This is a genomic window from Rhizobium sp. BR 249, from assembly GCF_047445895.1.
In the GTDB taxonomy this organism is placed as follows: domain Bacteria; phylum Pseudomonadota; class Alphaproteobacteria; order Rhizobiales; family Rhizobiaceae; genus Rhizobium.
This window is the reverse complement of the sequence record NZ_JARWKX010000019.1, coordinates 51,908-76,537: the sequence shown is the minus strand read 5'-3', so window position 1 is coordinate 76,537 and position 24,630 is coordinate 51,908. Positions and strand designations below refer to the sequence as shown.

At 63.4% G+C, this 24,630-nt stretch carries 25 protein-coding genes; 5 read left to right on the top strand and 20 right to left on the bottom strand.

Translation table 11 applies throughout. The features are described 5' to 3' along the window. Positions 1-16: 16 nt before the first annotated feature. From QD408_RS18410 to sdhC, 15 genes are all read right to left on the bottom strand, one after another. A complete protein-coding gene (locus QD408_RS18410; protein ID WP_414140278.1) occupies positions 17-769 on the bottom strand; it encodes an SDR family oxidoreductase in 753 nt (250 codons plus the stop codon). Beyond that, complete coding sequence (locus tag QD408_RS18405; protein WP_414140277.1) at positions 766-1,296, bottom strand: hypothetical protein; 531 nt, start codon at positions 1,294-1,296, stop codon at positions 766-768. The genes QD408_RS18410 and QD408_RS18405 overlap by 4 nt, the downstream gene beginning before the upstream one ends. Then, the gene (locus QD408_RS18400) at positions 1,293-2,042 is read right to left on the bottom strand and encodes a DUF4241 domain-containing protein (protein WP_414140276.1); all 750 of its coding nucleotides are present in this window, start codon (positions 2,040-2,042) and stop codon (positions 1,293-1,295) included. Before QD408_RS18400 ends, QD408_RS18405 begins: the two co-directional genes overlap by 4 nt. A gap of 13 nt (positions 2,043-2,055) precedes the next feature. Next, entirely contained in the window at positions 2,056-3,306 is a 1,251-nt protein-coding gene (gene odhB / locus QD408_RS18395) for a 2-oxoglutarate dehydrogenase complex dihydrolipoyllysine-residue succinyltransferase (RefSeq protein ID WP_088682138.1), read from the bottom strand. Positions 3,307-3,345: 39 nt separating this feature from the next. Beyond that, positions 3,346-3,654: a YciI family protein gene (locus tag QD408_RS18390; protein WP_414140275.1), complete on the bottom strand. Its 309-nt coding sequence runs from the start codon at positions 3,652-3,654 to the stop codon at positions 3,346-3,348. Positions 3,655-3,669: 15 nt separating this feature from the next. Then, complete coding sequence (locus tag QD408_RS18385) at positions 3,670-6,654, bottom strand: 2-oxoglutarate dehydrogenase E1 component (protein WP_414140274.1); 2,985 nt, start codon at positions 6,652-6,654, stop codon at positions 3,670-3,672. 168 nt (positions 6,655-6,822) lie between these two features. Further along, a complete protein-coding gene (gene sucD, locus QD408_RS18380; RefSeq protein ID WP_008528022.1) occupies positions 6,823-7,725 on the bottom strand; it encodes a succinate--CoA ligase subunit alpha in 903 nt (300 codons plus the stop codon). 18 nt (positions 7,726-7,743) lie between these two features. After that, positions 7,744-8,937, bottom strand: a complete 1,194-nt coding sequence (sucC, locus tag QD408_RS18375) for an ADP-forming succinate--CoA ligase subunit beta (protein WP_414140273.1) — start codon at positions 8,935-8,937, stop codon at positions 7,744-7,746. 35 nt (positions 8,938-8,972) lie between these two features. Beyond that, positions 8,973-9,935, bottom strand: coding sequence for a malate dehydrogenase (mdh, locus tag QD408_RS18370; RefSeq protein WP_010034465.1), 963 nt, complete (start codon positions 9,933-9,935; stop codon positions 8,973-8,975). A gap of 174 nt (positions 9,936-10,109) precedes the next feature. After that, positions 10,110-11,273, bottom strand: coding sequence for a cell division protein ZapE (zapE, locus tag QD408_RS18365; protein WP_414140272.1), 1,164 nt, complete (start codon positions 11,271-11,273; stop codon positions 10,110-10,112). A gap of 78 nt (positions 11,274-11,351) precedes the next feature. Next, complete coding sequence (locus QD408_RS18360; protein ID WP_088682142.1) at positions 11,352-11,867, bottom strand: protease inhibitor Inh/omp19 family protein; 516 nt, start codon at positions 11,865-11,867, stop codon at positions 11,352-11,354. 382 nt (positions 11,868-12,249) lie between these two features. Next, positions 12,250-13,029, bottom strand: coding sequence for a succinate dehydrogenase iron-sulfur subunit (locus tag QD408_RS18355; RefSeq protein ID WP_414140271.1), 780 nt, complete (start codon positions 13,027-13,029; stop codon positions 12,250-12,252). A gap of 18 nt (positions 13,030-13,047) precedes the next feature. Further along, entirely contained in the window at positions 13,048-14,889 is a 1,842-nt protein-coding gene (gene sdhA, locus QD408_RS18350) for a succinate dehydrogenase flavoprotein subunit (protein ID WP_088682145.1), read from the bottom strand. Positions 14,890-14,896: 7 nt separating this feature from the next. Next, entirely contained in the window at positions 14,897-15,277 is a 381-nt protein-coding gene (gene sdhD, locus QD408_RS18345) for a succinate dehydrogenase, hydrophobic membrane anchor protein (RefSeq protein WP_088682146.1), read from the bottom strand. A gap of 10 nt (positions 15,278-15,287) precedes the next feature. Further along, positions 15,288-15,683, bottom strand: a complete 396-nt coding sequence (gene sdhC, locus QD408_RS18340; RefSeq protein ID WP_088682147.1) for a succinate dehydrogenase, cytochrome b556 subunit — start codon at positions 15,681-15,683, stop codon at positions 15,288-15,290. A gap of 312 nt (positions 15,684-15,995) precedes the next feature. On the opposite strand from sdhC, the gene QD408_RS18335 reads away from it, so the two are divergent. Next, a complete protein-coding gene (locus tag QD408_RS18335; RefSeq protein WP_414140270.1) occupies positions 15,996-16,490 on the top strand; it encodes a hypothetical protein in 495 nt (164 codons plus the stop codon). Here the strand turns inward: QD408_RS18335 and QD408_RS18330 are convergent. From QD408_RS18330 to tsaD, 5 genes are read right to left on the bottom strand one after another with little or no spacing between them, the layout of a single operon-like run. Beyond that, complete coding sequence (locus tag QD408_RS18330) at positions 16,487-17,134, bottom strand: class I SAM-dependent methyltransferase (RefSeq protein WP_414140269.1); 648 nt, start codon at positions 17,132-17,134, stop codon at positions 16,487-16,489. The two genes, QD408_RS18335 and QD408_RS18330, sit on opposite strands and share 4 nt — an antisense overlap. Further along, positions 17,131-17,562, bottom strand: a complete 432-nt coding sequence (locus QD408_RS18325; protein WP_414140268.1) for an EVE domain-containing protein — start codon at positions 17,560-17,562, stop codon at positions 17,131-17,133. Before QD408_RS18325 ends, QD408_RS18330 begins: the two co-directional genes overlap by 4 nt. 2 nt (positions 17,563-17,564) lie before the next feature. Further along, positions 17,565-17,858, bottom strand: coding sequence for a YciI-like protein (locus tag QD408_RS18320; RefSeq protein WP_088682151.1), 294 nt, complete (start codon positions 17,856-17,858; stop codon positions 17,565-17,567). Positions 17,859-17,868: 10 nt separating this feature from the next. Next, positions 17,869-18,852, bottom strand: coding sequence for an NAD(P)H-dependent glycerol-3-phosphate dehydrogenase (locus QD408_RS18315; RefSeq protein ID WP_414140267.1), 984 nt, complete (start codon positions 18,850-18,852; stop codon positions 17,869-17,871). Next, positions 18,849-19,946, bottom strand: coding sequence for a tRNA (adenosine(37)-N6)-threonylcarbamoyltransferase complex transferase subunit TsaD (gene tsaD, locus QD408_RS18310; RefSeq protein WP_414140266.1), 1,098 nt, complete (start codon positions 19,944-19,946; stop codon positions 18,849-18,851). Before tsaD ends, QD408_RS18315 begins: the two co-directional genes overlap by 4 nt. Before the next feature lie 72 nt (positions 19,947-20,018). Here tsaD and hemC point away from each other — a divergent pair, with 72 nt between their 5' ends. The 4 genes from hemC to QD408_RS18290 all read left to right on the top strand — a co-directional run bounded on the left by hemC (position 20,019) and on the right by QD408_RS18290 (position 24,615). Then, positions 20,019-20,948 carry a hydroxymethylbilane synthase gene (hemC, locus tag QD408_RS18305; protein WP_088682154.1) on the top strand — a complete coding sequence of 310 codons (930 nt, stop codon included), beginning with the start codon at positions 20,019-20,021 and terminating at the stop codon, positions 20,946-20,948. Positions 20,949-20,955: 7 nt separating this feature from the next. Further along, entirely contained in the window at positions 20,956-21,663 is a 708-nt protein-coding gene (locus QD408_RS18300; protein WP_414140265.1) for a uroporphyrinogen-III synthase, read from the top strand. Between the two features lie 68 nt (positions 21,664-21,731). Continuing rightward, positions 21,732-23,000, top strand: a complete 1,269-nt coding sequence (locus QD408_RS18295) for a hypothetical protein (RefSeq protein ID WP_414140264.1) — start codon at positions 21,732-21,734, stop codon at positions 22,998-23,000. 4 nt (positions 23,001-23,004) lie between these two features. Further along, the gene (locus QD408_RS18290) at positions 23,005-24,615 is read left to right on the top strand and encodes a heme biosynthesis protein HemY (RefSeq protein WP_414140263.1); all 1,611 of its coding nucleotides are present in this window, start codon (positions 23,005-23,007) and stop codon (positions 24,613-24,615) included. Positions 24,616-24,630 lie beyond the last annotated feature (15 nt).

Here is a 24,630-nt window from a genome sequence, read left to right as displayed (position 1 = left end):
TTTTTGCCCTGCCCTTCTAGCGGCCGCCGCTCACATTGAGGATCGCGCCGGTTATATAGGAAGCCGAAGCAGAGAGAAGGTAGAGGATCGCATCCGCCACCTCTTCGGGCGTGCCGGTGCGCTGCATCGGGATCGACGGCGCCATTTCGCGCGGCCGGTCCGGCAGCCCGCCAGAAGCATGGATATCGGTTTCGATGATGCCCGGCCTGACCGCATTCACGCGGACGCCCTCGGCGGCGACCTCGCGCGCGAGCCCGACGGTGAACGTATCAATGGCGGCCTTCGAGGCGGCATAATCGACATACTGCGCCGGAGAACCGAGAACCGCAGCCATCGACGAGATGTTGACGATCGCGCCGCCCCGGCCGTTATGACGGCTCGACATGCGACGCACCGCCTCTGCCGCGCAGAGTATGGAGCCGGTCACGTTGATACGCAGCATGCGCTCGATCCGCTCCGCCGCCATCTCGTCGACCCGCTGCGGATAATCGACGATGCCGGCATTGTTGACGAGCCCGTCGAGCCGACCAAAATGGCGGTCGACGGCCGCAAACATCGAGACGATATCGGCCGCATTGCCGACATCGCCCTCGATTGCCATCGCCTCGCCGCCGGCCTCGGTGATCGACGCAACGACGGCGTCGGCAGCCGCGCGGTTTGAGGCATAGTTCACCGCGACACGCCACCCCTGGCGTGCGGCAAGGCGCGAGACGGCAGCGCCGATGCCCCGGCTGCCGCCGGTCACGAGAACGACAGGTGCACCGCTCATGTCGCGCATTCCTTGAAAACAAGCACGTCCCAGGGCGCCACGGAAGCCTTGCCCTCACCCCAGGCACTGGATTCACGGATGGCCGGGCCAAGGCCGGGCAGCACGAGCTTTTCGGCCGCCACAGCACCCTCGGGCTGGAGATTGTCCATTTCGCCCTTGGCATCCATGCCGTAGACGGCGCCCTGCCAGACCGTGCAGGCGTTGAGATCCGCGCCCGTCACATCGCCCTCGGGGCAGTTGAACATCAGGATGCCGATCGCGCGCACCGGATCTTCCGACGGCACGACATAACCTTCCATCACGACGGACGTCTTCAGCGCGCTGACCTTGAACTGGTTGCTCGCGGTGGCCGACGCGGAATTCAGCGGCGTGAAGCGCAATTCATAGGCGCCGTCGCGGTCGATGTAGACGGCCCGTTCCTGCTTGCATTCGGCGCCGGATGCGGCGGCAGGCACGGCGAAAAACGCAGCGGCCGCGATTGCAGCCATGCCTTTTCCTCCCGCCATGATGCCAATCTTTCCGCTCATTGTCCCTTCGGCTCTCTCCGCCCGTCGGCATTCTCGATCACGCCGAAATCCGTCAGCAGCACCAGCGGGCGGCCATCCTTGTCGAGTCCCCAGAAAACCGGGTAGAAACCGTCGCCCCAGCCGCTCCAGAAGACGGCGACATTGCCCTTCTTGCCGGCGACCGGCCGGTGCAGCGCATAGCGGCCCTTGTTGGCATCGAGGTCCGAAGCCAGCACGTTGTCGTAATAATTGAAGTCGGCATCCGGCTTCTGTGCCTGGACCTGCGCTTCGCGCTCGCCGATCAGAGCAAGCGTGTCGGCATCCATGTAGCAGCCGACGCCGGCATCGACGGGATAGCCGAAAATCTCGCCGTCCTTCAGCGTCATCGGGTCCTGTCCGGGCAGGACGGCAAGCTCCCAGTGATCCGGCTTGCCCTCGGCAAAGCGCATGCCGGCTGCCGCGATGCGCCCGGAAGCCTGGTAGAGCGTAACCGGATATTCCCCCGGCGCGACCGTCCTTGCGAGCGCCGGACGATCCGGCTGAGCGAGCGGATCGGCCGCGACGATACGGCCGGAGGTCAGCTCGACATTGCCCATGTGGATCACGTTGATCGAGCGCGCGGAGAGTTCGGCATCGCCCAACGCCACCAGCTCGAAATTGCTGCTCGCCTTGCCGGCATCCCAGCCGGCAGCCGATGCGGAGACCGGGGCATGCGCGGCGGCAGCGCAAAGAAGAAGGCGCGCCGCTCGCAAGATCCGGTTCCGCATCGAAAGCGCTCCCTTAGAGATCGAGAACCAGACGTTCCGGATCTTCGAGGCTCTCCTTGACGCGCACGAGGAAAGTGACCGCTTCCTTGCCGTCGACGATGCGGTGATCGTAGGAAAGCGCCAGATACATCATCGGACGGATGACCACCTGGCCGCCGATCGCGACCGGCCGCTCCTGGATCTTGTGCATGCCGAGAATGCCCGACTGCGGTGCGTTGAGGATCGGCGAGGACATCAGCGAGCCGTAGACGCCGCCATTGGTGATGGTGAAAGTGCCGCCCTGCATGTCGGCCATGGCGAGCGAGCCATCGCGGGCAGCCTTGGCAAGACGGCCGAGCTCCTTCTCGATCTCGGCGATCGACATCTGATCGGCATCACGGATGACCGGAACGACGAGGCCCTTGTCCGTACCGACGGCCATGCCGACATGGCAGTAGTTCTTGTAGATGATGTCGGTGCCGTCGATTTCGGCGTTGACGGCCGGCAGTTCCTTCAGGGCGTGCGTGACGGCCTTGGTGAAGAAGCCCATGAAGCCGAGCTTGACGCCGTGCTTCTTCTCGAAAATGTCCTTGTACTTGTTGCGCAGGTCCATGACCGCCTTCATGTCCACCTCGTTGTAGGTGGTCAGCATGGCGGCAGTGTTCTGCGCGTCCTTGAGGCGCTTGGCGATCGTCTGGCGCAGGCGCGTCATCTTTACGCGCTCTTCGCGCGAGGCATCCTCGACCGTCGACGGGCCGCGCGCTGCAACCGGCGCTGCTGCGGGTACGGCCGCCGGAGCGGAAATGCCCCTGGCGACGGCAGCGATGACGTCGCCCTTCAGCACCTGGCCGCGCTTGCCGCTGCCGTCGACCTGATCGGCGGAAAGGTTGTTTTCAGCGAGCATCTTGGCGGCCGCCGGCGCTGCCGGCATGGTGGAAACGGAAGCGCTCGACGACGCTGCGGCAGCGGCGGCCGGGGCGGCAGGCGCCGGTGCAGCAGGGGCGGCGGCCGGTGCGGCAGCAGCCGGCGCGGCGGCGGCAGCGCCGGCACCTTCGGCGATCTGGCCGAGCAGTGCGCCGAGGCCGACGGTCTCGCCGGCGGCGGCAACGATTTCCGAAAGCGTGCCGGAGACGGGCGCGGGAACTTCGATGGTCACCTTGTCGGTTTCAAGCTCCAGAATCGGCTCGTCGGCCTTGATGGCGTCGCCGACCTTCTTGAACCAGGTGCCGACGGTTGCCTCGCTGACGGATTCACCGAGAGTTGGAACGCGGATTTCTGTGGCCATTGTTCAAATCCTGATTTCGTGTGTTTTCGTTTATGCGTTTCAGACGGCGGGTGGCCGCAAAATGATCGAGGGCATCGGCAGAATATCGAAACGGAAACCGAAACCGGAAGCGATGATCGGATCGGCATCGGCGAGAGCCCGTGCGGCCGCCTGATCCTCGACCTCGACGACCGCCATGCCCCAAGCGCCTTCCCCTTCGAAGACGGGGCCGACCGTGACGGCCGTTCCCGCAAGGGCATTTCGACGCCAGTATTCGGCATGGCTTTTCATCGCCGCCATTTCCTCCCCGGTCCCGTCATGCGGGAAAGTGGGGCGCGGCGGCAGCAGTCTCAGAAAGAAATAAGCCATTGCGCCCCCCTTGTATTAGCCGCCCAGTGCATCCTCGAGGAATGCCGAGAGCTGCGACAGATGCTTGGACATCAGGCCCGTCGCCGGCGAGGCGGCGGCCGGACGGCCGGTATAGCGGACACGCTGGTATTTCGCATCGATATGGGCAAGCACCCATTCGAGGAACGGGTCGATGAACGACCATGCGCCCATGTTCTTCGGCTCTTCCTGGCACCAGACCATCTCGGCACCACGGAAGCGCGACAACTCGTTGATGAGTGCCTTTGCCGGGAACGGATAGAGCTGTTCGACGCGCAGCAGGTAGATATCGTCGATACCGCGCTTTTCCCGCTCTTCGAGAAGATCGTAATAGACCTTGCCGGAGCACATGACGACGCGGCGGATCTTGTTGTCCTTCTGCAGCTTGATCGGGCCGTCCTTGATCACCTCGGCATCGTCCCAGAGCAGGCGATGGAAGGCGGATTCGCCGGCGAGTTCCGCAAGCGTCGAGACCGCCCGCTTGTGGCGCAGCAGCGACTTCGGCGTCATCAGGATCAGCGGCTTGCGGAAGTCGCGCTTCAGCTGACGGCGCAGGATGTGGAAGTAGTTCGCCGGCGTCGTGACGTTGGCGACCTGCATGTTGTCTTCCGCGCAGAGCTGCAGGAAGCGTTCCAGGCGAGCCGAAGAGTGCTCCGGACCCTGGCCTTCATAACCGTGCGGCAGCAGGCAGACGAGGCCCGACATGCGCAGCCACTTGCGTTCGCCCGACGAGATGAACTGGTCGAAGACGACCTGCGCGCCGTTGGCGAAATCGCCGAACTGCGCTTCCCAAAGCGTCAGCGCATTCGGGCGAGCCAGCGAGTAGCCGTATTCGAAACCGAGAACGGCTTCTTCCGAAAGCATCGAATTGATGACTTCGTAACGGGCCTGCGTCGACGCGAGATTGGCGAGCGGAATATAGCGTTCTTCGGTCTCCTGATCGTAGAGAACCGAATGGCGCTGCGAGAAGGTGCCGCGTTCGCAATCCTGGCCGGACAGGCGGATCTTGTGGCCCTCGACGACGAGCGAACCGAAGGCGAGAGCTTCGGCCATCGCCCAGTCGAGGCCTTCGCCGGTGCCGATCATGTTGGCGCGGTTTTCCATGAAGCGCTGGATCGTGCGATGCGCGTTGAAACCTGCCGGGATCTCGGAGAGCTTGCGGCCGATCTCCTTCAAGGTCTTCATCGGCACGGCGGTCTTGCCGCGGCGCTGCTCGTCCTGATTGTCGGCCGTGCGCAGACCGGACCACTCGCCGTCCAGCCAGTCGGCCTTATTCGGCTTGTAGTGCTGGCCGGCATCGAACTCCTGTTCGAGATGCGCGCGCCAATCAGCCTTCATCTTCTCCACTTCGCCGTCGGTGAGCAGGCCTTCGGCGACGAGGCGTGCCGCATAGAGCTGCAGCACGGTCTTGTGGCCGCGGATCACCTTGTACATCTTCGGCTGCGTGAAGGATGGCTCGTCGCCTTCATTATGGCCGTAGCGGCGGTAGCAGAACATGTCGAGCACCACAGGCTTGTGGAACTTCATGCGGAATTCGGTGGCGATCTTGGCCGCGTAGACCACCGCTTCCGGATCGTCGCCGTTGACGTGCAGGATCGGTGCTTCGATCATCTTGGCGACGTCGGACGGATAGGGCGACGAGCGCGAGAAGGCCGGGTTCGTGGTGAAGCCGATCTGGTTGTTGATGATGACGTGCATCGTGCCGGCAACGCGGTGACCGCGCAGACCGGACAGGCCGAGAATTTCGGCGATGACGCCCTGGCCGGCAAAAGCCGCGTCGCCGTGGATCAGGAGCGGCAGGACCTTGGCGCGTTCGGAAAGCGGAATGATGTCGCCGTCCCAGACGGAGGCGCTCATGTCCTGCTTGGCGCGGGCCTTGCCCATGACGACGGGATCGACGATTTCGAGATGCGAAGGGTTCGCCGTCAGCGAGACGTGCACCTTGTTGCCGTCGAATTCGCGGTCGGAGGAGGCGCCGAGATGGTACTTGACGTCGCCGGAACCTTCGACTTCGTCAGGCGCGTAGGAGCCGCCCTTGAATTCGTGGAAGATGGCGCGGTGCGGCTTGCCCATGACCTGGGAGAGCACGTTCAGACGGCCGCGGTGGGCCATGCCGAACACGGCTTCCTTGAGGCCGAGATGGCCGCCGCGCTTCAGGATCTGTTCGAGCGCCGGGATCAGCGATTCACCGCCGTCGAGGCCGAAGCGCTTGGTGCCCTTGAACTTGACGTCGAGGAACTGCTCGTAGCCTTCGGCTTCGACGAGCTTGGCGAGGATCGCCTTCTTGCCTTCGGGGGAGAAGGCCACGCCCTTGTCAGGACCTTCGATGCGCTCCTGGATCCAGGCCTTCTCTTCCGGGTTGGAGATATGCATGAATTCGACGCCGAGTGTCGAGCAGTAGGTGCGTTCGAGGATTTCGATCATCTCGCGGATGGTCGCGTATTCCAGGCCGAGCACGTTGTCGATGAAGATCCTGCGGTCGTAATCGGCTGATGTGAAGCCGTAATTTTCCGGCGACAGTTCACGATAGTCGTCGACGGCGGCTGCGATGCCGAGCGGATCGAGCTTGGCATGCAGGTGGCCGCGCATGCGGTAGGCGCGGATCATCATGATGGCGCGGACGGAATCGCGCGTCGCCTGCAGCACGTCGGTGCTGTCGGCGGGCTTGCCCTCGGCTGCGGCCTTCGCCTTCACCTTGGTCTCGATCACCTTCTCGACGATGCCCCAGTCGCCGTCGAGCGCCGACACCAGATCGCCGCCGGCTGCCAGCGGCCAGTTCTTCTTGCGCCAGGAGGCACCCTTGGCCGCCTTCTTCACATCGGCAGGATCGTCTTCCAGCGCCTTGAAGAAGGTACGCCACTGATCGTCCACCGACGCCGGGTCCTCTTCGTAGCGCGCATAGAGCTGCTCGATATAGGCCGCGTTGGCGCCATCCAGAAACGAGGTGATCTGAAACTGCTCGTTGGCTTCTTGCCGTGCCATGGTGATATGCGAACGCTTCCGTCCGCCTCCTGACTTTGATGAATTTGCCGGATCGATCGCCGGCTGCCGCATTCCGATTGCCGCCTGTCCGCGGCGCATCTGCTGGTCTCGTGTGCGAGCCGGGCGGAAGGCGCAGATGCCGTTCCTCCGCCCGGTCTATAGGTGGCTTCAGCCCTTGAGGACTTCAACCAGCGTCTTGCCCAGGCGGGCCGGAGACGGAGACACCTTGATGCCTGCCGATTCCATTGCCGCGATCTTCGATTCGGCGTCGCCCTTGCCGCCCGATACCACGGCGCCGGCATGGCCCATGGTGCGGCCCTTCGGCGCCGTACGGCCGGCGATGAAGCCGGCCATCGGCTTCTTGCGGCCCTTCTTGGCTTCGTCCTTGAGGAACTGGGCCGCGTCTTCTTCAGCCGAGCCGCCGATTTCGCCGATCATGATGATCGAGGTCGTGGCTTCGTCGGCCAGGAACATCTCGAGCACGTCGATGAACTCGGTGCCCTTGACCGGGTCGCCGCCGATGCCGACGGCCGTCGTCTGGCCGAGACCTTCATTGGAGGTCTGGAAGACGGCTTCGTAGGTCAGCGTGCCCGAACGGGAAACGATGCCGACCGAACCCTTGCGGAAGATCGAGCCCGGCATGATGCCGATCTTGCATTCTTCCGGCGTCAGGATGCCCGGGCAGTTCGGTCCGAGCAGGCGCGACTTGGAGCGGTCGAGGCGAGCCTTGACGCGCACCATGTCCATGACCGGAATGCCTTCGGTGATGCAGGTGATGAACGGGATCTCGGCGTCGATCGCTTCGATGATCGCATCGGCAGCGCCTGCCGGCGGAACGTAGATGACGGTCGCGTCGGCGCCGGTCTTTTCCTTGCCTTCGGCGACGGTTGCGAAGATCGGCAGGCTTTCGCCCTTTGCGCCGGTCCAGGTTTCACCACCCTTCTTCGGGTGGATACCGCCGACCATCTGGGTGCCGTAGTAGGCAAGCGCCTGTTCGGTGTGGAACGTGCCGGTCTTGCCGGTCAGACCCTGAACGAGGACCTTGGTGTCTTTATTGACGAGAATAGACATTCTTTCCGATCCTTCAAATTAGCCGTTGATCGCCGCGACGATCTTCTTGGCCGCATCGTCCAAGTCGTCGGCCGCCGTGATCGCGAGACCCGACTCGTTCAGGATCTTCTTGCCGAGCTCGACATTGGTGCCTTCAAGGCGCACGACAAGCGGAACCTTGAGACCGACTTCCTTGACCGCGGCAATGACGCCCTCGGCGATGACGTCGCACTTCATGATGCCGCCGAAGATGTTGACGAGGATGCCTTCGACCTTGGGGTCTGCGGTGATGATCTTGAAGGCTGCCGCAACCTTTTCCTTGCCGGCGCCGCCGCCGACGTCGCAGAAGTTGGCCGGCTCCTTGCCATAGAGCTTGATGATGTCCATCGTCGCCATGGCAAGGCCCGCGCCGTTGACCATGCAGCCGATATTGCCGTCGAGCGCGACATAAGCGAGGTCCCACTTCGAGGCCTCGATTTCCTTGGCGTCTTCTTCGGTCTCGTCGCGCAGCGCCCTGACGTCGTCGTGACGGAACAGAGCATTGCCGTCGAAGGACATCTTGGCGTCGAGAACGCGCAGATGGCCATTCTTCATGACGATCAACGGGTTGATTTCGAGAAGCGACATGTCCTTCTCGTTGAAGGCCTTGTAGAGCAGCGGGAAGAGCGACTTGGCGTCTTCTGCGGCAGCACCTTCGAGCTCGAGAGCGGCGGAAATCTTGGCGACGTCGGCCGCCGTCACGCCGGTTTCGGGATCGATGGCGATCGTCTGGATCTTCTCGGGCGTATCGTGGGCGACGGCTTCGATGTCCATGCCGCCTTCGGTCGATACGACGAAGGCGACCTTGCCGACCGAACGGTCGACCAGGAGTGAGCAATAGAGTTCGCGGGCAATGTCGGCGCCGTCCTCGATGTAGAGGCGGTTGACCTGCTTGCCGGCTTCGCCGGTCTGCGCGGTCACCAGCGTGTTGCCAAGCATTTCCTTGACGTTGGCAACGACATCTTCGATCGACTTGGCGAGACGCACGCCGCCCTTGGCTTCCGGCGACAGTTCCTTGAACTTACCCTTGCCGCGGCCGCCCGCATGGATCTGGCTCTTGACCACGTAAAGCGGGCCCGGAAGCGACTTGGCGGCAGCCTCGGCTTCTTCAACCTTGAGAATTGCCACACCTTCGGCAACCGGCGCGCCATAGCCCTTCAGCAGAGCCTTGGCCTGATATTCATGAATGTTCATGGGGTCTATCCCTGTTTCGATTACTTGAGCGCCAATTACTTCAGGGCAGGCGCGATGTTGATGCAGGCTTCGCAAAGACCGGCGACGGCGCCGACGGACTTGTCGAAGGCTTCCTTCTCAGTCTTGTTGAGGTCGATCTCGATGACGCGCTCGACGCCGCCGGCGCCGATGACGGTGGGAACGCCGACATACATGTCCTTGACGCCGTACTGGCCGGTCAGGTGGGCCGCGCAGGGCAGGACGCGCTTCTTGTCCTTGAGGTAGGATTCGGCCATTTCGATCGCCGAGGCAGCCGGCGCATAATAGGCAGAGCCGGTCTTCAGCAGGCCGACGATTTCGGCGCCGCCGTCACGGGTGCGCTGGATGATTTCTTCGAGGCGCTCCTTGGTGACCCAGCCCATGGTGACGAGATCGGTGAGCGGAATGCCGCCGACCGTCGAGTAGCGGGCGAGCGGCACCATCGTGTCGCCGTGGCCGCCGAGAACGAAGGCCGTCACGTCCTGAACGGAGACGTTGAACTCCTTGGCGAGGAAGAGACGGAAGCGCGAGGAGTCGAGAACGCCGGCCATGCCGACGACCTTGTTCGCGGGAAGGCCCGAAAACTTCTGCAGCGCCCAGACCATGGCGTCGAGCGGGTTGGTGATGCAGATGACGAAGGCGTTGGGGGCATACTTCTTGATGCCGGCGCCGACCTGCTCCATGACCTTGAGGTTGATGCCGAGGAGATCGTCGCGGCTCATGCCCGGCTTGCGCGGAACGCCGGCGGTGACGATGCAGACATCGGCGCCTTCGATTGCGGAATAGTCGCTGGCGCCGGTCAGGTTGGCGTCGAAGCCTTCGACCGGAGAGGACTGTGCGATGTCGAGGCCCTTGCCCTGGGGAATACCGTCGGCGATGTCGAAGAGGACGATGTCGCCCAGCTCCTTCAGGCCGGCGAGATGCGCCAGCGTGCCACCAATCATGCCAGAACCAATGAGTGCGATCTTGTTACGCGCCATTTCGCTGTTTCCTTTGCGATCAAATTCGTCGAACGACGCTGCGAGGCCGCTCAATGACGCAATCGCATAGACCCAAAGCCAAAAAATGGCAATCCATTAATTTTGATGCAGCATTTTCAATCGTTTAGATACAAAAATTCTTACGTAAACGTAAGATATTTTGTTACTGGATTGTTACTCTGCGGCCCGTTTCTCATGGTGCAGCGCAAGATATTCCGCGCTCCGCATCTCGAACAGACGCGATGCCGTACGATCGAATTCGAAGCCTTCGGTGCCCCGGCGATTGAGGAGCAGTTCCTCCGGCATCGCCGCCGCCGATATGTAAAGCCGCACGGCATGATCGTAGAACGTATCGACCAGAATGATGAAGCGCTTGATTTGGTTCCGCTTCTCCGGGCCGAGCAAGGGAACGTGATCGAGGAAGACCGTATCGAAGCGTTCGGCGATGGCGAGAAAATCGACTGCTCCGAGCGGCTTGTCGCAAAGGTCTGTGAAGGAGAAGCGCGCCATGCGGTCGGCGGCGAGCGGCACATGGATGGAGCGCCCCTTCATCGGAATGTCGAGCGGCTGCGCCTTGCGCCCGTGCAGCGCCTGCGTCCAGGACGCCTCCATCGCCATGTCGTTATGCTCGTTGATCGGCACGAGATAGACGGGCTGGCTGTTCAGCTTCTCCATCCGGTAATCGGTCGGCGAATCCAGGGTGACGACATCGACATGCTGCTTGAGCAGAGCGACGAAGGGCAGGAAGAGCCCGCGATTGAGACCGTCCCTGTAGAGATTGTCGGGTTCGACGTTCGAGGTCGCGACCAGCACGCATCCCCGCGCAAAGAGTTCGGAGAACAATCGCGACAGGATCATCGCGTCGGCAATGTCGGTGACCGTGAACTCGTCGAAGCAGAGCAGTTCCGCTTCCTCGTAAAGGGCTGCGGCGACCGGCGGCATCGGGTCCGCCTGCTTCGTTTCGCCGTTCTTGAGCTTCAGCCGGTGCGCCGCGATGCGGTTGTGCACGTCCGCCATGAATTCGTGGAAATGCGCCCGCCGCTTCTTCCTGCACGGCGCCATCGCGAAGAACATGTCCATCAGCATGGTCTTGCCGCGTCCGACGCTGCCGTGGATATAGAGCCCCTTGATGCCGCCGGCGGCTTTCTTCTTCGATGCGAACAGCCAGCCGAGCGCGCTCGATTTTGCCGCCGGCCTTTGCTGCTTCAGCCCGGCAAGCACCCGGTCCAGGCTTTTCGCCACATCCATCTGGGCGGAATCGACCTGCAACGCGCCTGCGAGCGTCAGCGATTTAAGCTGTTCGCAAACGCTGAGCGCATAATCTGGCATTGGCTGCATGAGGGCATATCCGCCTGTCAGTCATCGGCGGAAACCCGCCGGATCATTTACCGCCGGTTTGCTTACCCGCCGGTTCGCTTACCGGCTGAGGCTGATCTGCTGGCCCGTGCTGGTCTGTCCCTCGAAGCGGTTGTCGGCCGTCTTGTAGACGCTGCCGATCTGGTTGCCCGAGCGGTCCTTGAGCAGCACCTGCTTGCCGGCAACCTCCCAGGAGCCCATCGCCGTCAACTCGCCGACACAGCCGCGCGTGCCGCCGCGCGAACCGCTGCCGAGATTGGTGAGGGTGAGAAACATGTCGCAGCTGCCGTTGACTCGCCAGCTTCCGACCATCGATTCCTTGGTGACATCGAGCGCATTCGCGGCCATTGCACCGGGCTGCGCACCCGGCATCGGCGACGTCGCCGTCGGCGCGGCCGGAAACTGCGAGCTGCCGGTCGGCGGCGGAAGCTGCCCACCCTGCACGGAGGGAACGGGCTGCGCCGTCAACGGCGCCGGCCCGGCGTTCGAGTTGGAGCTGTAATCATATGCCGTACGCTGACAACCGGCTAGCGCGAGAGCCACCACCAGACCTGTCATCGCATATCGCAACTGCATCATCATACTCCTGAATTCGGCTATCGCCGCGAAGAAACGGGCGTGAGACAAGTCCGATTATCGTAATTCGCTTTGGTTAATCAAGTCGGGCAGCATAAATTGCCCGTGACAACAACTAACCGAAAAACGATACAGTTCAACTGTCTCGCTGCAAAACTTCCTGCACATAGAATTTGTCAGCAAGGTGTTGGGCGCGTTCATCTCCGTCGGGATCCCAGTCAAAGTCTCGTATCATCTTGGAATAGTATGTGACCGACTTCGCAGGAAGGATTGCAGCCGCTCGATGCGAATGCCGGCCCGCGGACCGAGGCGAGCCGCGACCTGATCTCTCTGACGGCTTCCGGATCGAAGCCGTCTATTCCGCCCTCGCCGTGCACCCGGATCAAACCCGGCGCTCGACCATCATCTTCTTGATTTCGGCGATCGCCTTGGCAGGGTTGAGGCCCTTGGGGCAGGTCTGCGCGCAGTTCATGATCGTGTGGCAGCGGTAGAGACGGAACGGATCTTCGAGATTGTCGAGACGCTCGCCGGTCGCTTCGTCTCTGGAATCGATCAGCCAGCGATAGGCCTGCAGCAGGACGGCCGGGCCGAGATAGCGGTCGCCGTTCCACCAGTAGCTCGGACAGGAGGTCGAGCAGCAGGCGCAGAGGATGCATTCATAGAGGCCGTCGAGCTTCTGACGATCCTCATGGCTCTGCTTCCATTCCTTGGCCGGCGCCGGCGATACCGTCTTCAGCCAGGGCTCGATCGAGCGGTGCTGGGCGTAGAAATTGGTGAGATCGGGAACCAGATCCTTGACGACGGGCAGATGCGGCAGCGGATAGATCTTCACCGAGCCCTTGATATCGTCCATCCCCTTGGTGCAGGCGAGCGTGTTCGTGCCGTCGATGTTCATCGCGCAGGAACCGCAAATGCCCTCACGACAGGAACGGCGCAAGGTCAGCGTCGGGTCGATCTTATTCTTGATGTAGAGCAGACCGTCGAGCACCATCGGGCCGCAATTGTCGACATCGATGTAGAAAGTGTCGATCGACGGGTTCTGCCCGTCGTCCGGGCTCCAGCGGTAGACGCGGAACTCGCGGGTGTTCGTCGCACCCGCCGGCTTCGGCCAGACCTTGCCTTCGCGCATCTGAGAATTCTTGGGGAGAGCGAGTTCAACCATATCCGGTTCCTCTTGAAATCAGTACACGCGAGCTTTCGGCTCGATCTTGTGCGGATCGATGCCTTCGGCGATGAGCTCGGTGTGAACAGGGCGATAGTCGAGCTTGACGTCGCCCGCCTCGTTCACCCAGGCAAGCGTGTGCTTGCGCCAGTTGACGTCGTCGCGGCCGGCGAATGCGCCCTCGGTATAATCCTCGCGGGCATGCGAACCGCGGCTCTCCTTGCGGGCCTCGGCGCCGTAGATCGTCGTGATGGCGTTTGCCATCAGGTTTTGCAGCTCGAGCGTTTCCACGAGATCGGAGTTCCAGACCATCGAACGGTCAGTGACCTTGATGTCCTTCATTTCACCCCAGATCGCCGAAATACGCCGGCAACCGGATTCCAGCGATTCCTGCGTACGGAAGACGGCCGCGTCTTCCTGCATGGCGCGCTGCATCTTTTCGCGCAGGTCGGCCGTCGGCGTGCCGCCGCTGGCGTGGCGCAGGCCGTCGAAGCGGTCCATGATCTTGTCGCAGGCCGCAACGTTGAGGTGCGGGACCGGCGCTGCGCGGTCGATGACCTCGCCGGCGCGGATCGCAGCGGCGCGGCCGAAGACCACGAGGTCGATCAGCGAGTTGGAGCCGAGACGGTTGGCGCCGTGCACCGAGGCGCAGCCCGCTTCACCCACGGCCATCAGGCCGGGGATGATCCGTTCCGGATTGGCGCTGTCGGCGTTCAGCACTTCGCCCCAGTAATTGGTCGGAATGCCGCCCATATTGTAGTGAACGGTCGGCAGGACCGGGATCGGTTCGCGCGTGACATCGACGCCGGCGAAGATCTTGGCGCTCTCGGAAATCCCCGGCAGGCGTTCATGCAGAACGGCCGGATCGAGATGGTCGAGGTGCAGGAAGATATGATCCTTGTTCTTGCCGACGCCGCGGCCTTCACGGATCTCGAGCGTCATGCAGCGCGAGACGACGTCACGCGAGGCAAGGTCCTTGGCAGACGGCGCGTAACGCTCCATGAAGCGCTCGCCTTCGGAATTGACGAGGTAGCCGCCTTCGCCGCGCGCGCCTTCGGTGATCAGACAGCCCGAACCGTAGATGCCGGTCGGGTGGAACTGTACGAATTCCATATCCTGCAGCGGCAGGCCGGCGCGCGCCACCATGCCGCCGCCGTCGCCGGTGCAGGTATGGGCAGACGTCGCCGAGAAATAAGCGCGGCCGTAGCCGCCGGTCGCCAGCACCACCATCTTGGCGGCGAAGCGGTGGATCGTGCCGTCATCCAGGCACCAGGCGACGACGCCGGTGCAGCGGCTGCCGTCTTCCGACATGATCAGGTCGAGCGCGAAATATTCGATGAAGAATTCGGCGTTGTGGCGCAGCGACTGGCCGTAGAGCGTGTGCAGGATGGCGTGGCCGGTACGGTCGGCGACGGCGCAAGTGCGCTGCACCGGCGGGCCTTCGCCGTAGTTCTGCATGTGGCCGCCGAACGGGCGCTGGTAGATCTTGCCTTCCTCGTTGCGCGAGAACGGCACGCCGTAATGCTCGAGCTCATAGACCGCCTTCGGCGCTTCCATGGTGAGATACTGCATGGCGTCGACGTCGCCGAGCCAGTCGGAACCCTTGACAGTGTCGTAGAGGTGCCATTGCCAGCTGTCCGGCGTCATGTTGCGCAGCGAGGCGGCGATGCCGCCCTGGGCCGCGACGGTGTGTGAGCGGGTCGGGAATACCTTGGTGATGCAGGCCGTGCGGAAACCCTGCTCGGCCATGCCGAGCGTGGCGCGCAGGCCCGCGCCGCCGGCGCCGACGACGATCACGTCATAGGAGTGATCGACATATTTGTAGGCCTTGCCATTCTGGGCGGGTGAGGTCGGTGCCATGACGAGCTTATCCTACGAATGCGATTTTCAGAATGGCGAAGAGACAGAGGCCGGCGATCAGGATCGCGAAGAACGTGTTCAGCATCAGCAGAGCGACCTTGCCGAACTCGCCGTGCACGTAATCCTCGATGATGACCTGCATTCCGAGCTTCATATGAATGACGCCTGAGATCACCATCAGCCCCATGACGACGGCGACGAACGGGTTCGACAGCGCGCGAACCACATCCGCATAGGGCGCGCCCGCATAGGCGATCATGAAGATGACGAAGAAGAGGATGAGCGGGATGTTGGCGACGGCCGTCAGCCGCTGGCGCCAGAAATGGTCCGTGCCGTCCTTGGCGGAGCCGAGCCCGCGAACCTTGCCGAGGGGGGTGCGCATATCCATGAGAGGACCTTCAGAAGCGAATGAGGAAGCCGATCACCCAGACCAGAACGGTCAGACAGAGCGACCCGATGACGTTGGCGATGGCAAGCTTGGTCGAAAATTCCTTCTCGAAACCATAGCCGAGGTCCCACATGAGATGGCGGAAGCCGCCGAGCATGTGGTGCAGCAAGGCCCAGGTATAACCGAGCAGCACGAGCTTGCCGATCAGGCTGCCGAGCACCCAGTTGGCCCAATCGTAGGAGCCCTGGCCGCTTGCAGCCGCGATCAGCCACCAGGCGACGAGCAACGTGCCGACATAGAGCGCACCGCCGGTAATGCGGTGAACGATGGACATGACCATGGTGGGAATAGGTTTATAAATTTGCAAATGCGGCGACAGGGGCCGGTTATTTGTCACGTTCGCCATCAGAACCTCGCGGCGGCTTCTCTGCGCTCCCGGATTTCGGAGCATGCTCAGTCAACCACACGAATGACAAAATTCTCTGTGTGCGTTGCATCAATTGCGACGTTTACTCACCGAAAAGCCAGACGACAAGCACAATCGCTGTCTGCATTTAATTTAATCGATTCGGGTTACCGCGAAGTTTGCGGCTCATCCAAACTAGCCTTTTGTACTCAATATTTATGCCGCTCTTTCCCGGCGAATGGACAAGCTGCCGTTTTTGGCGCAATCTGGCGTTAACGATTTGTTAACGATTGGAATTCCGGAGCCGGCGCTATGTCTCGCAGTCTGACCGCAGTCGCCTTGCTTGCACTTGCAGCACTTGCCGCGCTTCCCGCCGCAGCGGGAGAACGCCGTCATGATGATCGCTTTGCCGGCCATCGCCACGCGCTCCACCGCGGGCTGCTTCTCGGCGAACGTGTGAGCTGGCGCGATCGCGGCATCCGTTTCGACCACACCTACGGCCGCCGGGCCGGCAGGAACAGGATGCCGATGCTGACGCGGTTTTCGTCGGGGGCAACAAACCGCGTTGCCCGCGGCAATCTCGTCATCCTCGCGCCCCAGGCGCCGGTTTGGGACCAGGGCGGCACCTATTCCGGCTCCTCCTACGTCTATCAGGTCGAAGGCGGAACCTATGTCGGCGGCAATGGCTATGGCTTCTATCCGGCGCCACGGCCCGAGCCGATGGCACCTAAGGCGAAGGTCATCGACGTCGCCGTCCAGGACGATCCTTGCGCCTACGAGGCCAATGTCTGCGTCATCAGACCTTAGGAACCAAAGCGCCAGACCGTCGTCTTCTTGACCTCGCTGTCTTCCAGCGCCCGCGTCACCGGCACTTGATAGGCCGCGCAGAATTCCAGCCGCTCCCGAGGCAGGTAGCTTCGCCCCGGGTCCCCGACCAGAACCAGTTTGCCCTCCGCGGCCAGCCGCGTGAACCAGGGAATGAGCGCGTCGGCGAAAGCACGGTCATAAAAGACATCGCCCGCAAGCACGATATCCGCATCGACGGCCTGTCCGACCAGATCCGCGCCGGTAAATTCCAGCGAAACCCTGTTGATCCCGGCATTCAGCCGGATCGCCGTCTCCGCCCAGGGGTCGATATCGACCGCCGTGACCTCGCGGGCGCCGGCCAAGACGGCCGCGATACCGACAAGGCCGGAACCGCTGGCAAAATCCAAGACGCGCTGGCCGCGCACCGTTTCCGGATGATCGAGGATGTAGCGCGCCAGTCCCTGCCCGCCCGCCCAGGCGAAAGCCCAGAAGGGCGGCGGCAGGCCGATCGCTTCCAGCTCTTCTTCCGTCTTCAGCCAGAGTTCATGCGCTTCGCTCGCCAGATGGAGCGAAATCTCCGGCACATGCGGCGGCGCCGTCAGGCTGGTATTGGCGCGGATGAAGGCTTCGGGATCGGTTTTCAACGCGGCGGATTGTCCAGCCCGCCCATGCGGCAAACTTCGAGATATTCTTCCTCCGTCACAGGCTGCACCGAAAGCCGCATCGAAGTGACGAGAGACATCTTGGCAAGCGTCTCGCTCGCTTTGACGTCCTTCAGCGTCACCGGCTTCGGCATGTCCATGACGGCGCGGATATCGACGCAATCCCACTTCGGGTCGCCCTTGGCGGTGGAGTCCGGATGCGACAATGCACAGACTTCGACGATGCCGACGATCTCCAGCCCGTCATTGGAGTGGTAGAAGAAACCCTTGTCGCCGATCTGCATCGCGCGCATGTTGTTGCGCGCGAGATAGTTGCGCACGCCGGTCCATTCCGTGCCCTTTTCGCCGGCAGCCTTCTGCTGCTCCCAGGACCAGGAGGCGGGTTCGGATTTATAGAGCCAGTGCGCCATGCTTACGCCTCCGGCTTGTTGAAGACCCAGTTGTAGGCCTTGATCTCGACGCTTTCGAACAGCCCGGCCTGGGCATAGGGGTCGGCATCGGCGAGCGCCTTTGCCTCTTGCGCGGTCTCCGCCTTGACGATGACGAGGCTGCCGCAAGCCTTGCCCTCGTCGTCGAGGAAGGGACCGGCGATGGCGAGCTTGCCCTCGGCATTGAGCTTGTTGAGATAATCGAGATGCGTCGGCCGCGTCTCCATGCGCACGTTCAGATGTCCCGGCTTGTCTTTGCAGAGAAGGGCGAAAAGCAAGTCTGTTCTCCTATTCGGTGGTGATTGGACGCGTCATCAGCTGCTCGATGGCATCCGATATATCGAGACTGCCGTCGATGATGGCGGAAACGGCGTCGGTGATCGGCATGCTGATCGCAAGCTCCGCCGCAAGCCGCGAGGCAACGGAGGCGGCGAGCGCGCCTTCCACCAGCGAGCCCTGCAGAGCATCGGCTTTTTCGCCGCGCCCGAGCGCAATGCCGAAACGCAGGTTGCGCGACTGATGGCTCGTTCCCGTCAGCACCAGATCGCCGAGACCGGAAAGCCCGCGCACCGTATCCGCCTTCCCGCCCTTGGCGACGACGAAACGTGACATCTCCGCAAGTCCGCGCGCAATCAGCGCCGCACGCGCGGAGTCGCCGATGCCTCCGCCTTCGACGATGCCGCAGGCGATCGCCAGCACATTCTTGAGCGCGCCGCCAAGCTGGACGCCGATGCGGTCGTCGGAGGCATAAAGCCGGAAGGTCCGGCCTGATATCGCCTGCGCAAGCCGCTCCGCCGTCTCCGTATCCGCCGCCGCAATCGCCATTGCCGTCGGCAGCCCCTTGGCGATATCGGCGGCAAAACCCGGACCGGAGAGCACGGCGATGGGATGGTCCGGCAGTTCCCGTTCCAGCATGTCGGTCAAGAGATTGCCCGTTGCCCGCTCGATGCCCTTGGCGCAGGTAACGACGATCGCATCCTTCGCAAGATAAGGGCCGTATTGTCGCGCCGCATCGGCTTGCGCCTGCGACGGCATCGCAAAGAGCACGATCGAGGCGCCGCTGATCGCATCCGCCTCGGCGGAAAATTCAAGCGACTCCGGCAGCGGGATGCCGGGCAGCACCGCGTCATGCAGCCGTTCGTTCTTCAGATCCGCAATCAGCGCCGGATCGCGCCCGACCAGTGTCACAGCACTTCGCCCGGCAAGGGCGATGACGGCGGCGAGCGCCGTTCCGAAAGCCCCCGATCCGACGACGGCGATCTTTTCGCTCATGCCTTGGCCCCTCTTTTTCCGAACCCGATCAACGTCTCCGCCTTGGAATCGAGCGGCCAGCGCGAACGCGGCTGCACGTCGAGCGCATCGGGCTGAACGCCCGTCGCCATGCGCTCCAGTCCCGCCCAGGCGATCATCACGGCATTGTCGGTGCAGAGGCTGAGCGGCGGCGCAATGAAGCGGAAGCCGTTCTTGTCGCAGAGCGCCTGCAGCGTGCCGCGCAATTCGAGATTGGCGGCGACACCGCCGGCAACGACGAGCGCCGGCTTTTCGCCGGCGGCAGGAAATTCCGTCTTGAATCGCTGCAGGCCGCGGCCGATGCGGTCCTTCAGCGTGCGCGAAATCGCCTTCTGGAGCGAGGCGCAGATATCCGAGACGTCCTGATCGCTGAGCGGCGCGATCTCCTGTGCAGCCTGCCGCACGGCCGTCTTCAGGCCGGAGAAGGAAAAATCAAGCCGCGCCTCGCCGACGAGCGGGCGCGGAAAATTGAAACGGTCGGGATTGCCGTCCCGCGCCATCCGCTCTACCGCCGGGCCACCGGGATAGGGCAGGCCGAGCAGCTTTGCCGTCTTGTCGAAGGCCTCGCCGAGCGCATCGTCGATCGTCGTGCCCCAGCGTTCATATTGCCCGACGCCGCGCACCAGGATCAGCTGGGTATGGCCGCCCGAGACGAGCAGCATCAGATAGGGAAAGGAAAGTCCGTCCGTCAGCCGCGCCGTCAGCGCATGACCTTCGAGATGGTTGACCGCATAGAGCGGCTTGCCGGCGGCCCTGGCGATCGCCTTGCCGGTCATCAACCCCACGAGCAGCCCGCCGATCAGCCCCGGCCCCGAAGTGGCGGCGATGGCGTCGACATCGTTGAGCGACACATTGGCGCGCTTCAACGCCTCCTCGATCAATTCGTCCAGCGCTTCGACATGGGCGCGCGCGGCGATCTCCGGCACCACGCCGCCATAGGCGCTATGCTCGTCGAGCTGGGAAAGCACCACGTCGGAGAGTATCTTGGAATGCCCCTCCGCATCGCGCTCGACGACGGCCGCGGCGGTCTCGTCACAGCTCGTTTCGATGCCAAGGATGCGCAGAAAGGGAACCATTGGGCCTGTTCGTTGATTGCGATAGGGCGGAAACCCGTTTACGAGAACTCCGGTAACAACGGATTAGAGCGGATGCAAACAAAACCTTTCCGGATCGGCACGCGAGGCAGCCCGCTGGCGCTTGCCCAGGCGCATGAGGCCCGCGACAGGCTGATGGCGGCGCATAACCTGCCTGAAGAGATGTTCGAAATCGTGGTGCTGACGACGAAGGGCGACCGCATCACCGACCGGTCGCTCGCCGAGATCGGCGGCAAGGGCCTCTTTACCGAGGAGCTCGAACAGAAGCTTGCATCAGGCGAGCTGGATCTTGCCGTGCACTCCACCAAGGACATGCCGACGCACCTGCCGGATGGACTTCATCTCTCCGCCTACCTACCGCGCGAGGATATCCGCGACGCCGTCGTCGGCCGCACCGCGCCCAAACTGATCGACCTGCCGCATGGCGCCACCGTCGGCTCCTCCTCGCTCCGCCGCCAGGCGCTGATCCGCCGCATGCGGCCGGATATCAACGTCATCACCTTCCGCGGCCTCGTGGAAACGCGCCTGCGCAAGCTCGAAGAGGGCCAGGTGGACGCGACGCTGCTGGCGCTGGCCGGCCTGAAACGCCTCGGCAAGGTCGACGTAATTACAGATATCCTCGACCCCGACACCTTCCCGCCGGCGCCGGCGCAAGGGGCGATCTGCATCGAAAGCCGCATCGGCGACACTCGGATCGACGATCTGCTGGCGCCGATAAACGATATCACGACCTTCGACACAGTTTCGTGCGAACGCGCCTTCCTCGCCGCTCTCGACGGCTCCTGCCGCACGCCGATCGGTGGTTACGCCGTCTGCGAAGGCGACCTTATCCGCTTCTCCGGCCTCATCATCACGCCCGACGGCCGCAGCCAGCATGCGGTGACGATCGACGGCCACCGCCGTGATGCGGCAGCCCTCGGCACCCGCGCCGGCCAGGACGTGCGCGCAAGAGCCGGCAGCGCCTTTTTCGACGACTGGCACTAGAGCGGCCATGCGCGTGCTCGTCACCCGCCCCGCGCATTCGGCGGCGAGAACCGCACAACGTTTGCGCGATATGGGCCACGAGCCCGTACTGCTGCCGCTGCGCCAGCCGCTGCACGACAGCGCCGTCGCCGCACAGGCGCTTGCAGCCACCAGCGGCGCGATCGCAGTGACCAGCGCCGAAGCCATCCGGGTCGTTTCCGCCCTCGGCGAGGCACTTCGCCCGCATCTTGCCCGCCCGCTTTTCGCGGTCGGGGAGACGACGGCCAAAGAGGCGAAGAGCCTCGGCTTTCAATCCGTTTCCTCATCCTCGGGCAACGGCCGCGATCTCGCCGAGCTCGTCGCGGCGCAGGGAGCGGACGGTTTGCTCTATCTTGCGGGCATACCGCGCGCCGAAACCTTCGAAGCAGGATTGCGTGAACATGGCATCCGCTTTTCCGTCACCGAATGTTACCTCATGCAGCCGGTCGCTCCCCATCCCGCCGAGATAGAAGCGATTTTCTCAGGGCCTGGCCCCGGCGCCATACTCTTCTATTCCCGCCAGACAGCCGACGATTTCTTTCACGTCGTCGAACTCCGGTCGGCCCTATCGGAACGGGGCGAAATCCGCCTTCTCTGCCTCAGTGAGGCGGTAGCGCAAGCCGTTCCGGAGCCCCTGAAAAAAAGCGTGGCGATTGCGCCGATGCCGGATGAGAAAAGTCTTTTGTCGCTGCTTTGAATGCTTTAGCCGCCCAAATTTGATCTAACCTCTTCCCTTAATTGGCATCACTGTCTAGTTTCGTTGCAATGCAGGATAAAGAGGATCTCATGGTATCGGGAAACCCGCCACGCCATTCCAAGAGCGCCGACGAACCGGTCACGATCGACTTGGATTCACAGGATTTCGCCTCTGCAGCCGATACCGAAAAGCCGGTGGAAAACGAAGCCGGCGAGACCGACAGCACCACCGCCGATGTCGGCACGCCGTCTGAAACGGATGCTGCGCCGCCCGCCGAATATGAAGACGAGCCCGTAACCGAGGCCCGGCAAGAAGAGCCGGCAGCGTCCGAGCCTGCCTTTACGCCTCCCCCCGAACAGACCGCGCCAAAAAGCGCCGCTACCTCAGGCCTTATCGCCGCCGGCATCTTCGGCGGCCTCGTCGCCCTGCTCGGCGCAGGCGCCATTCAATATGCCGGTTATCTCCCCGGCTCCTCCTCGCAACAAATGTCCTCGCCCGAGATTGCCGACCTTTCCGGCGAGATTGACGGGCTGAAACAAACCGTTGCCAATCTTGCCGCCAACCCGGCGACCGGCGGCGACGACGCACTGGAAAAGCGCATCGCCGCGCTGGAAGCGGCTAAAAGCGCTCCCGCAGCCGGCGCGCCGGCCGATTCGGCAAATGTCGATGCACTCAACCAGAAGATTGCAGAGCTGAGCGGCCAGGTCGATCAACTGCGCTCCATGCTGGCCCAATCCTCCGACCAGCAGACGAGCAGCGACGCCGACATTGCCAAGCGCCTCGCCGAGGCCGAAAAGAAGCTCAACGAGCCGCGTGAGGATGTCGCCGTCGCCAAGGCGATCGCGGCAGCCGCCCTCAAGGCGGCGATCGATCGCGGCGGCCCCTTCCTTGCGGAGCTCGACACCTTCGCCGGTGTGGCGCCCGACGATCCTGCCGTCGCCGACCTGCGCGGCTTTGCCGAGACCGGCATTCCCTCGCGCGCCGAGCTGATGCGTCAGGTTCCCGACGTTGCGACCGCGATCGTCGAAGCCGTCAACCAGCCGGATCCGAACCAGAGCTGGTCGGACCGGCTGATGGCCAGCGCGAAATCACTGGTGACGGTCCGTCCCGTCGGCAATATCGAAGGCGAGAGCGTCGAAGCCATCGCCGCCCGCATGGAGGACAAGGTGAAGAACGGCGATCTGCCCGGCGCGTCCTCCGAATGGAACAATCTGCCCGCTACCGGCAAGCAGGCATCCGCCGCCTTCAAGCAGTCGCTGGAAGCGCGCATCCGCGTCGAGGAACTGGTCGGCGGGGCGCTGTCGAAGGCGGTCACCGGCACTGGCAAGGAGGGGTGAGACCATGATCAGACTTGTCGCCTTCGCCTTCTTCGTGCTGCTTCTCGCTTATGGCTTCTCCTGGTTCGCCGATCGTCCCGGCGACATTTCGCTGATATGGGAAGGCCAGATCTACCAGACGAAGCTGATCGTCGCCGTGAGCGCGATCATCGCGCTCATCGCCGCCGTGATGATCGTCTGGTGGTTCGTCCGTCTGATCTGGACTTCGCCGCATTCGGTGACCCGCTATTTCCGCGCCCGCAAGCGCGATCGCGGCTACCAGGCGCTGTCGACCGGCCTGATTGCCGCCGGCGCCGGCAATGCGCTCCTCGCCCGCAAGATGGCCGCCCGTTCGCGCGGCCTGATCCGCGCCGACCAGGAGCCGCTGATCAACCTGCTCGATGCCCAGGCAGCCCTGATCGAAGGCCGCCATGACGAGGCGCGCGCCAAGTTCGAGGCCATGGCCAACGACCCCGAGACGCGCGAACTCGGCCTGCGCGGCCTTTATCTCGAAGCCCGCCGCCTCGGAGCCAACGAGGCTGCCCGCCAATATGCCGAGAAGGCCGCCGACAATGCGCCCTATCTGCCCTGGGCCGCGCAGGCGACGCTCGAATACCGCAGCCAGGCCGGCCGCTGGGACGATGCGATCCGCCTGCTCGAACAGCAGAAGGCCGCCCGGGTCGTCGAAAAGGCCGAGGCCAACCGCCTGCACGCCGTCCTGCTGACGGCGCGCGCCGGCGAGAAGCTGGAAGGCGACCCGGCTGGGGCTCGCGACGATGCCCTGCAGGCGCTGAAGCTCGCCGCCGATTTCATTCCGGCCGCCCTCATCGCCGCAAAGGCGCTCTTCCGCGAAAACGGCCTGCGCAAGGCCGCCTCGATCCTCGAACAAGCCTGGAAAGCGGGACCGCATCCCGAGATCGGCCGCACCTATGTCAGGGCGCGGAGCGGCGATTCCACGCTCGACCGGCTGAAGCGTGCCGAGCGGCTGGAAGGAATGCGCCCGAACAATGTCGAATCCCTTCTCGTCGTCGCCCAGGCGGCCCTCGACGCGCAGGAATTCGCCAAGGCGCGCGGCAAGGCGGAAGCCGCGGCGCGCATCGAGCCGCGCGAAGCCGCCTTCCTGCTGCTCGCCGACATCGAGGAAGCCGAAACCGGCGACCAGGGCCGTGTGCGTCATTGGCTCGCCCAGGCGCTCAAGGCGCCGCGCGATCCGGCCTGGGTGGCGGATGGTTTCGTCTCCGACAAATGGCTGCCGGTATCGCCGGTGACCGGCCGCATCGACGCCTTCGAATGGAAAGCCCCCTTCGGCCAGATCGAGGGTGCGCTCGAAGACGGTTCGGCGCCTGCCTCGATCGAAACCGCGCTGAAGACGCTGCCGCCGCTGCGCGACGTCAAGCCGGAAAGCCCGGTCAACGACCATCGCATCATCGAGCTCGAACGCGCGGCAACCATTGCCGAGGCCGTGCGGCCGGCACCCAAGCCGGCGCCTGCAAAGCAAAAACCAGAACAGGCCGCCGGCGATAGAACACCGGCGCCGAGCGACACCAAGCCTTTCTTCGGCGGATTGCCTGATGATCCCGGCGTTCGCGATCCCCGGGCGGAACCGGAACCCAGGACACGGTTCCGCCTCTTCTGAAATGGAACGACAACC

Bases quoted from the DNA above. Each gene is read 5' to 3' on its own strand.
- odhB (WP_088682138.1), bottom strand. From the start codon at position 3,306: ATGGCCACAGAAATCCGCGTTCCAACTCTCGGTGAATCCGTCAGCGAG.
- sdhD (WP_088682146.1), bottom strand. From the start codon at position 15,277: ATGGATATGCGCACCCCCCTCGGCAAGGTTCGCGGGCTCGGCTCCGCC.
- QD408_RS18390 (WP_414140275.1), bottom strand. From the start codon at position 3,654: ATGGCTTATTTCTTTCTGAGACTGCTGCCGCCGCGCCCCACTTTCCCG.
- QD408_RS18360 (WP_088682142.1), bottom strand. From the start codon at position 11,867: ATGCAGTTGCGATATGCGATGACAGGTCTGGTGGTGGCTCTCGCGCTA.
- QD408_RS18405 (WP_414140277.1), bottom strand. From the start codon at position 1,296: ATGAGCGGAAAGATTGGCATCATGGCGGGAGGAAAAGGCATGGCTGCA.
- QD408_RS18385 (WP_414140274.1), bottom strand. From the start codon at position 6,654: ATGGCACGGCAAGAAGCCAACGAGCAGTTTCAGATCACCTCGTTTCTG.
- sucC (WP_414140273.1), bottom strand. From the start codon at position 8,937: ATGAACATTCATGAATATCAGGCCAAGGCTCTGCTGAAGGGCTATGGC.
- QD408_RS18355 (WP_414140271.1), bottom strand. From the start codon at position 13,029: ATGGTTGAACTCGCTCTCCCCAAGAATTCTCAGATGCGCGAAGGCAAG.
- zapE (WP_414140272.1), bottom strand. From the start codon at position 11,273: ATGCAGCCAATGCCAGATTATGCGCTCAGCGTTTGCGAACAGCTTAAA.
- tsaD (WP_414140266.1), bottom strand. From the start codon at position 19,946: ATGGTTCCCTTTCTGCGCATCCTTGGCATCGAAACGAGCTGTGACGAG.
- QD408_RS18300 (WP_414140265.1), top strand. From the start codon at position 20,956: ATGCGCGTGCTCGTCACCCGCCCCGCGCATTCGGCGGCGAGAACCGCA.
- QD408_RS18335 (WP_414140270.1), top strand. From the start codon at position 15,996: ATGTCTCGCAGTCTGACCGCAGTCGCCTTGCTTGCACTTGCAGCACTT.
- sdhC (WP_088682147.1), bottom strand. From the start codon at position 15,683: ATGGCGAACGTGACAAATAACCGGCCCCTGTCGCCGCATTTGCAAATT.
- QD408_RS18325 (WP_414140268.1), bottom strand. From the start codon at position 17,562: ATGGCGCACTGGCTCTATAAATCCGAACCCGCCTCCTGGTCCTGGGAG.
- QD408_RS18315 (WP_414140267.1), bottom strand. From the start codon at position 18,852: ATGAGCGAAAAGATCGCCGTCGTCGGATCGGGGGCTTTCGGAACGGCG.
- sdhA (WP_088682145.1), bottom strand. From the start codon at position 14,889: ATGGCACCGACCTCACCCGCCCAGAATGGCAAGGCCTACAAATATGTC.
- mdh (WP_010034465.1), bottom strand. From the start codon at position 9,935: ATGGCGCGTAACAAGATCGCACTCATTGGTTCTGGCATGATTGGTGGC.
- sucD (WP_008528022.1), bottom strand. From the start codon at position 7,725: ATGTCTATTCTCGTCAATAAAGACACCAAGGTCCTCGTTCAGGGTCTG.
- QD408_RS18400 (WP_414140276.1), bottom strand. From the start codon at position 2,042: ATGCGGAACCGGATCTTGCGAGCGGCGCGCCTTCTTCTTTGCGCTGCC.
- QD408_RS18290 (WP_414140263.1), top strand. From the start codon at position 23,005: ATGATCAGACTTGTCGCCTTCGCCTTCTTCGTGCTGCTTCTCGCTTAT.
- QD408_RS18295 (WP_414140264.1), top strand. From the start codon at position 21,732: ATGCAGGATAAAGAGGATCTCATGGTATCGGGAAACCCGCCACGCCAT.
- hemC (WP_088682154.1), top strand. From the start codon at position 20,019: ATGCAAACAAAACCTTTCCGGATCGGCACGCGAGGCAGCCCGCTGGCG.
- QD408_RS18410 (WP_414140278.1), bottom strand. From the start codon at position 769: ATGAGCGGTGCACCTGTCGTTCTCGTGACCGGCGGCAGCCGGGGCATC.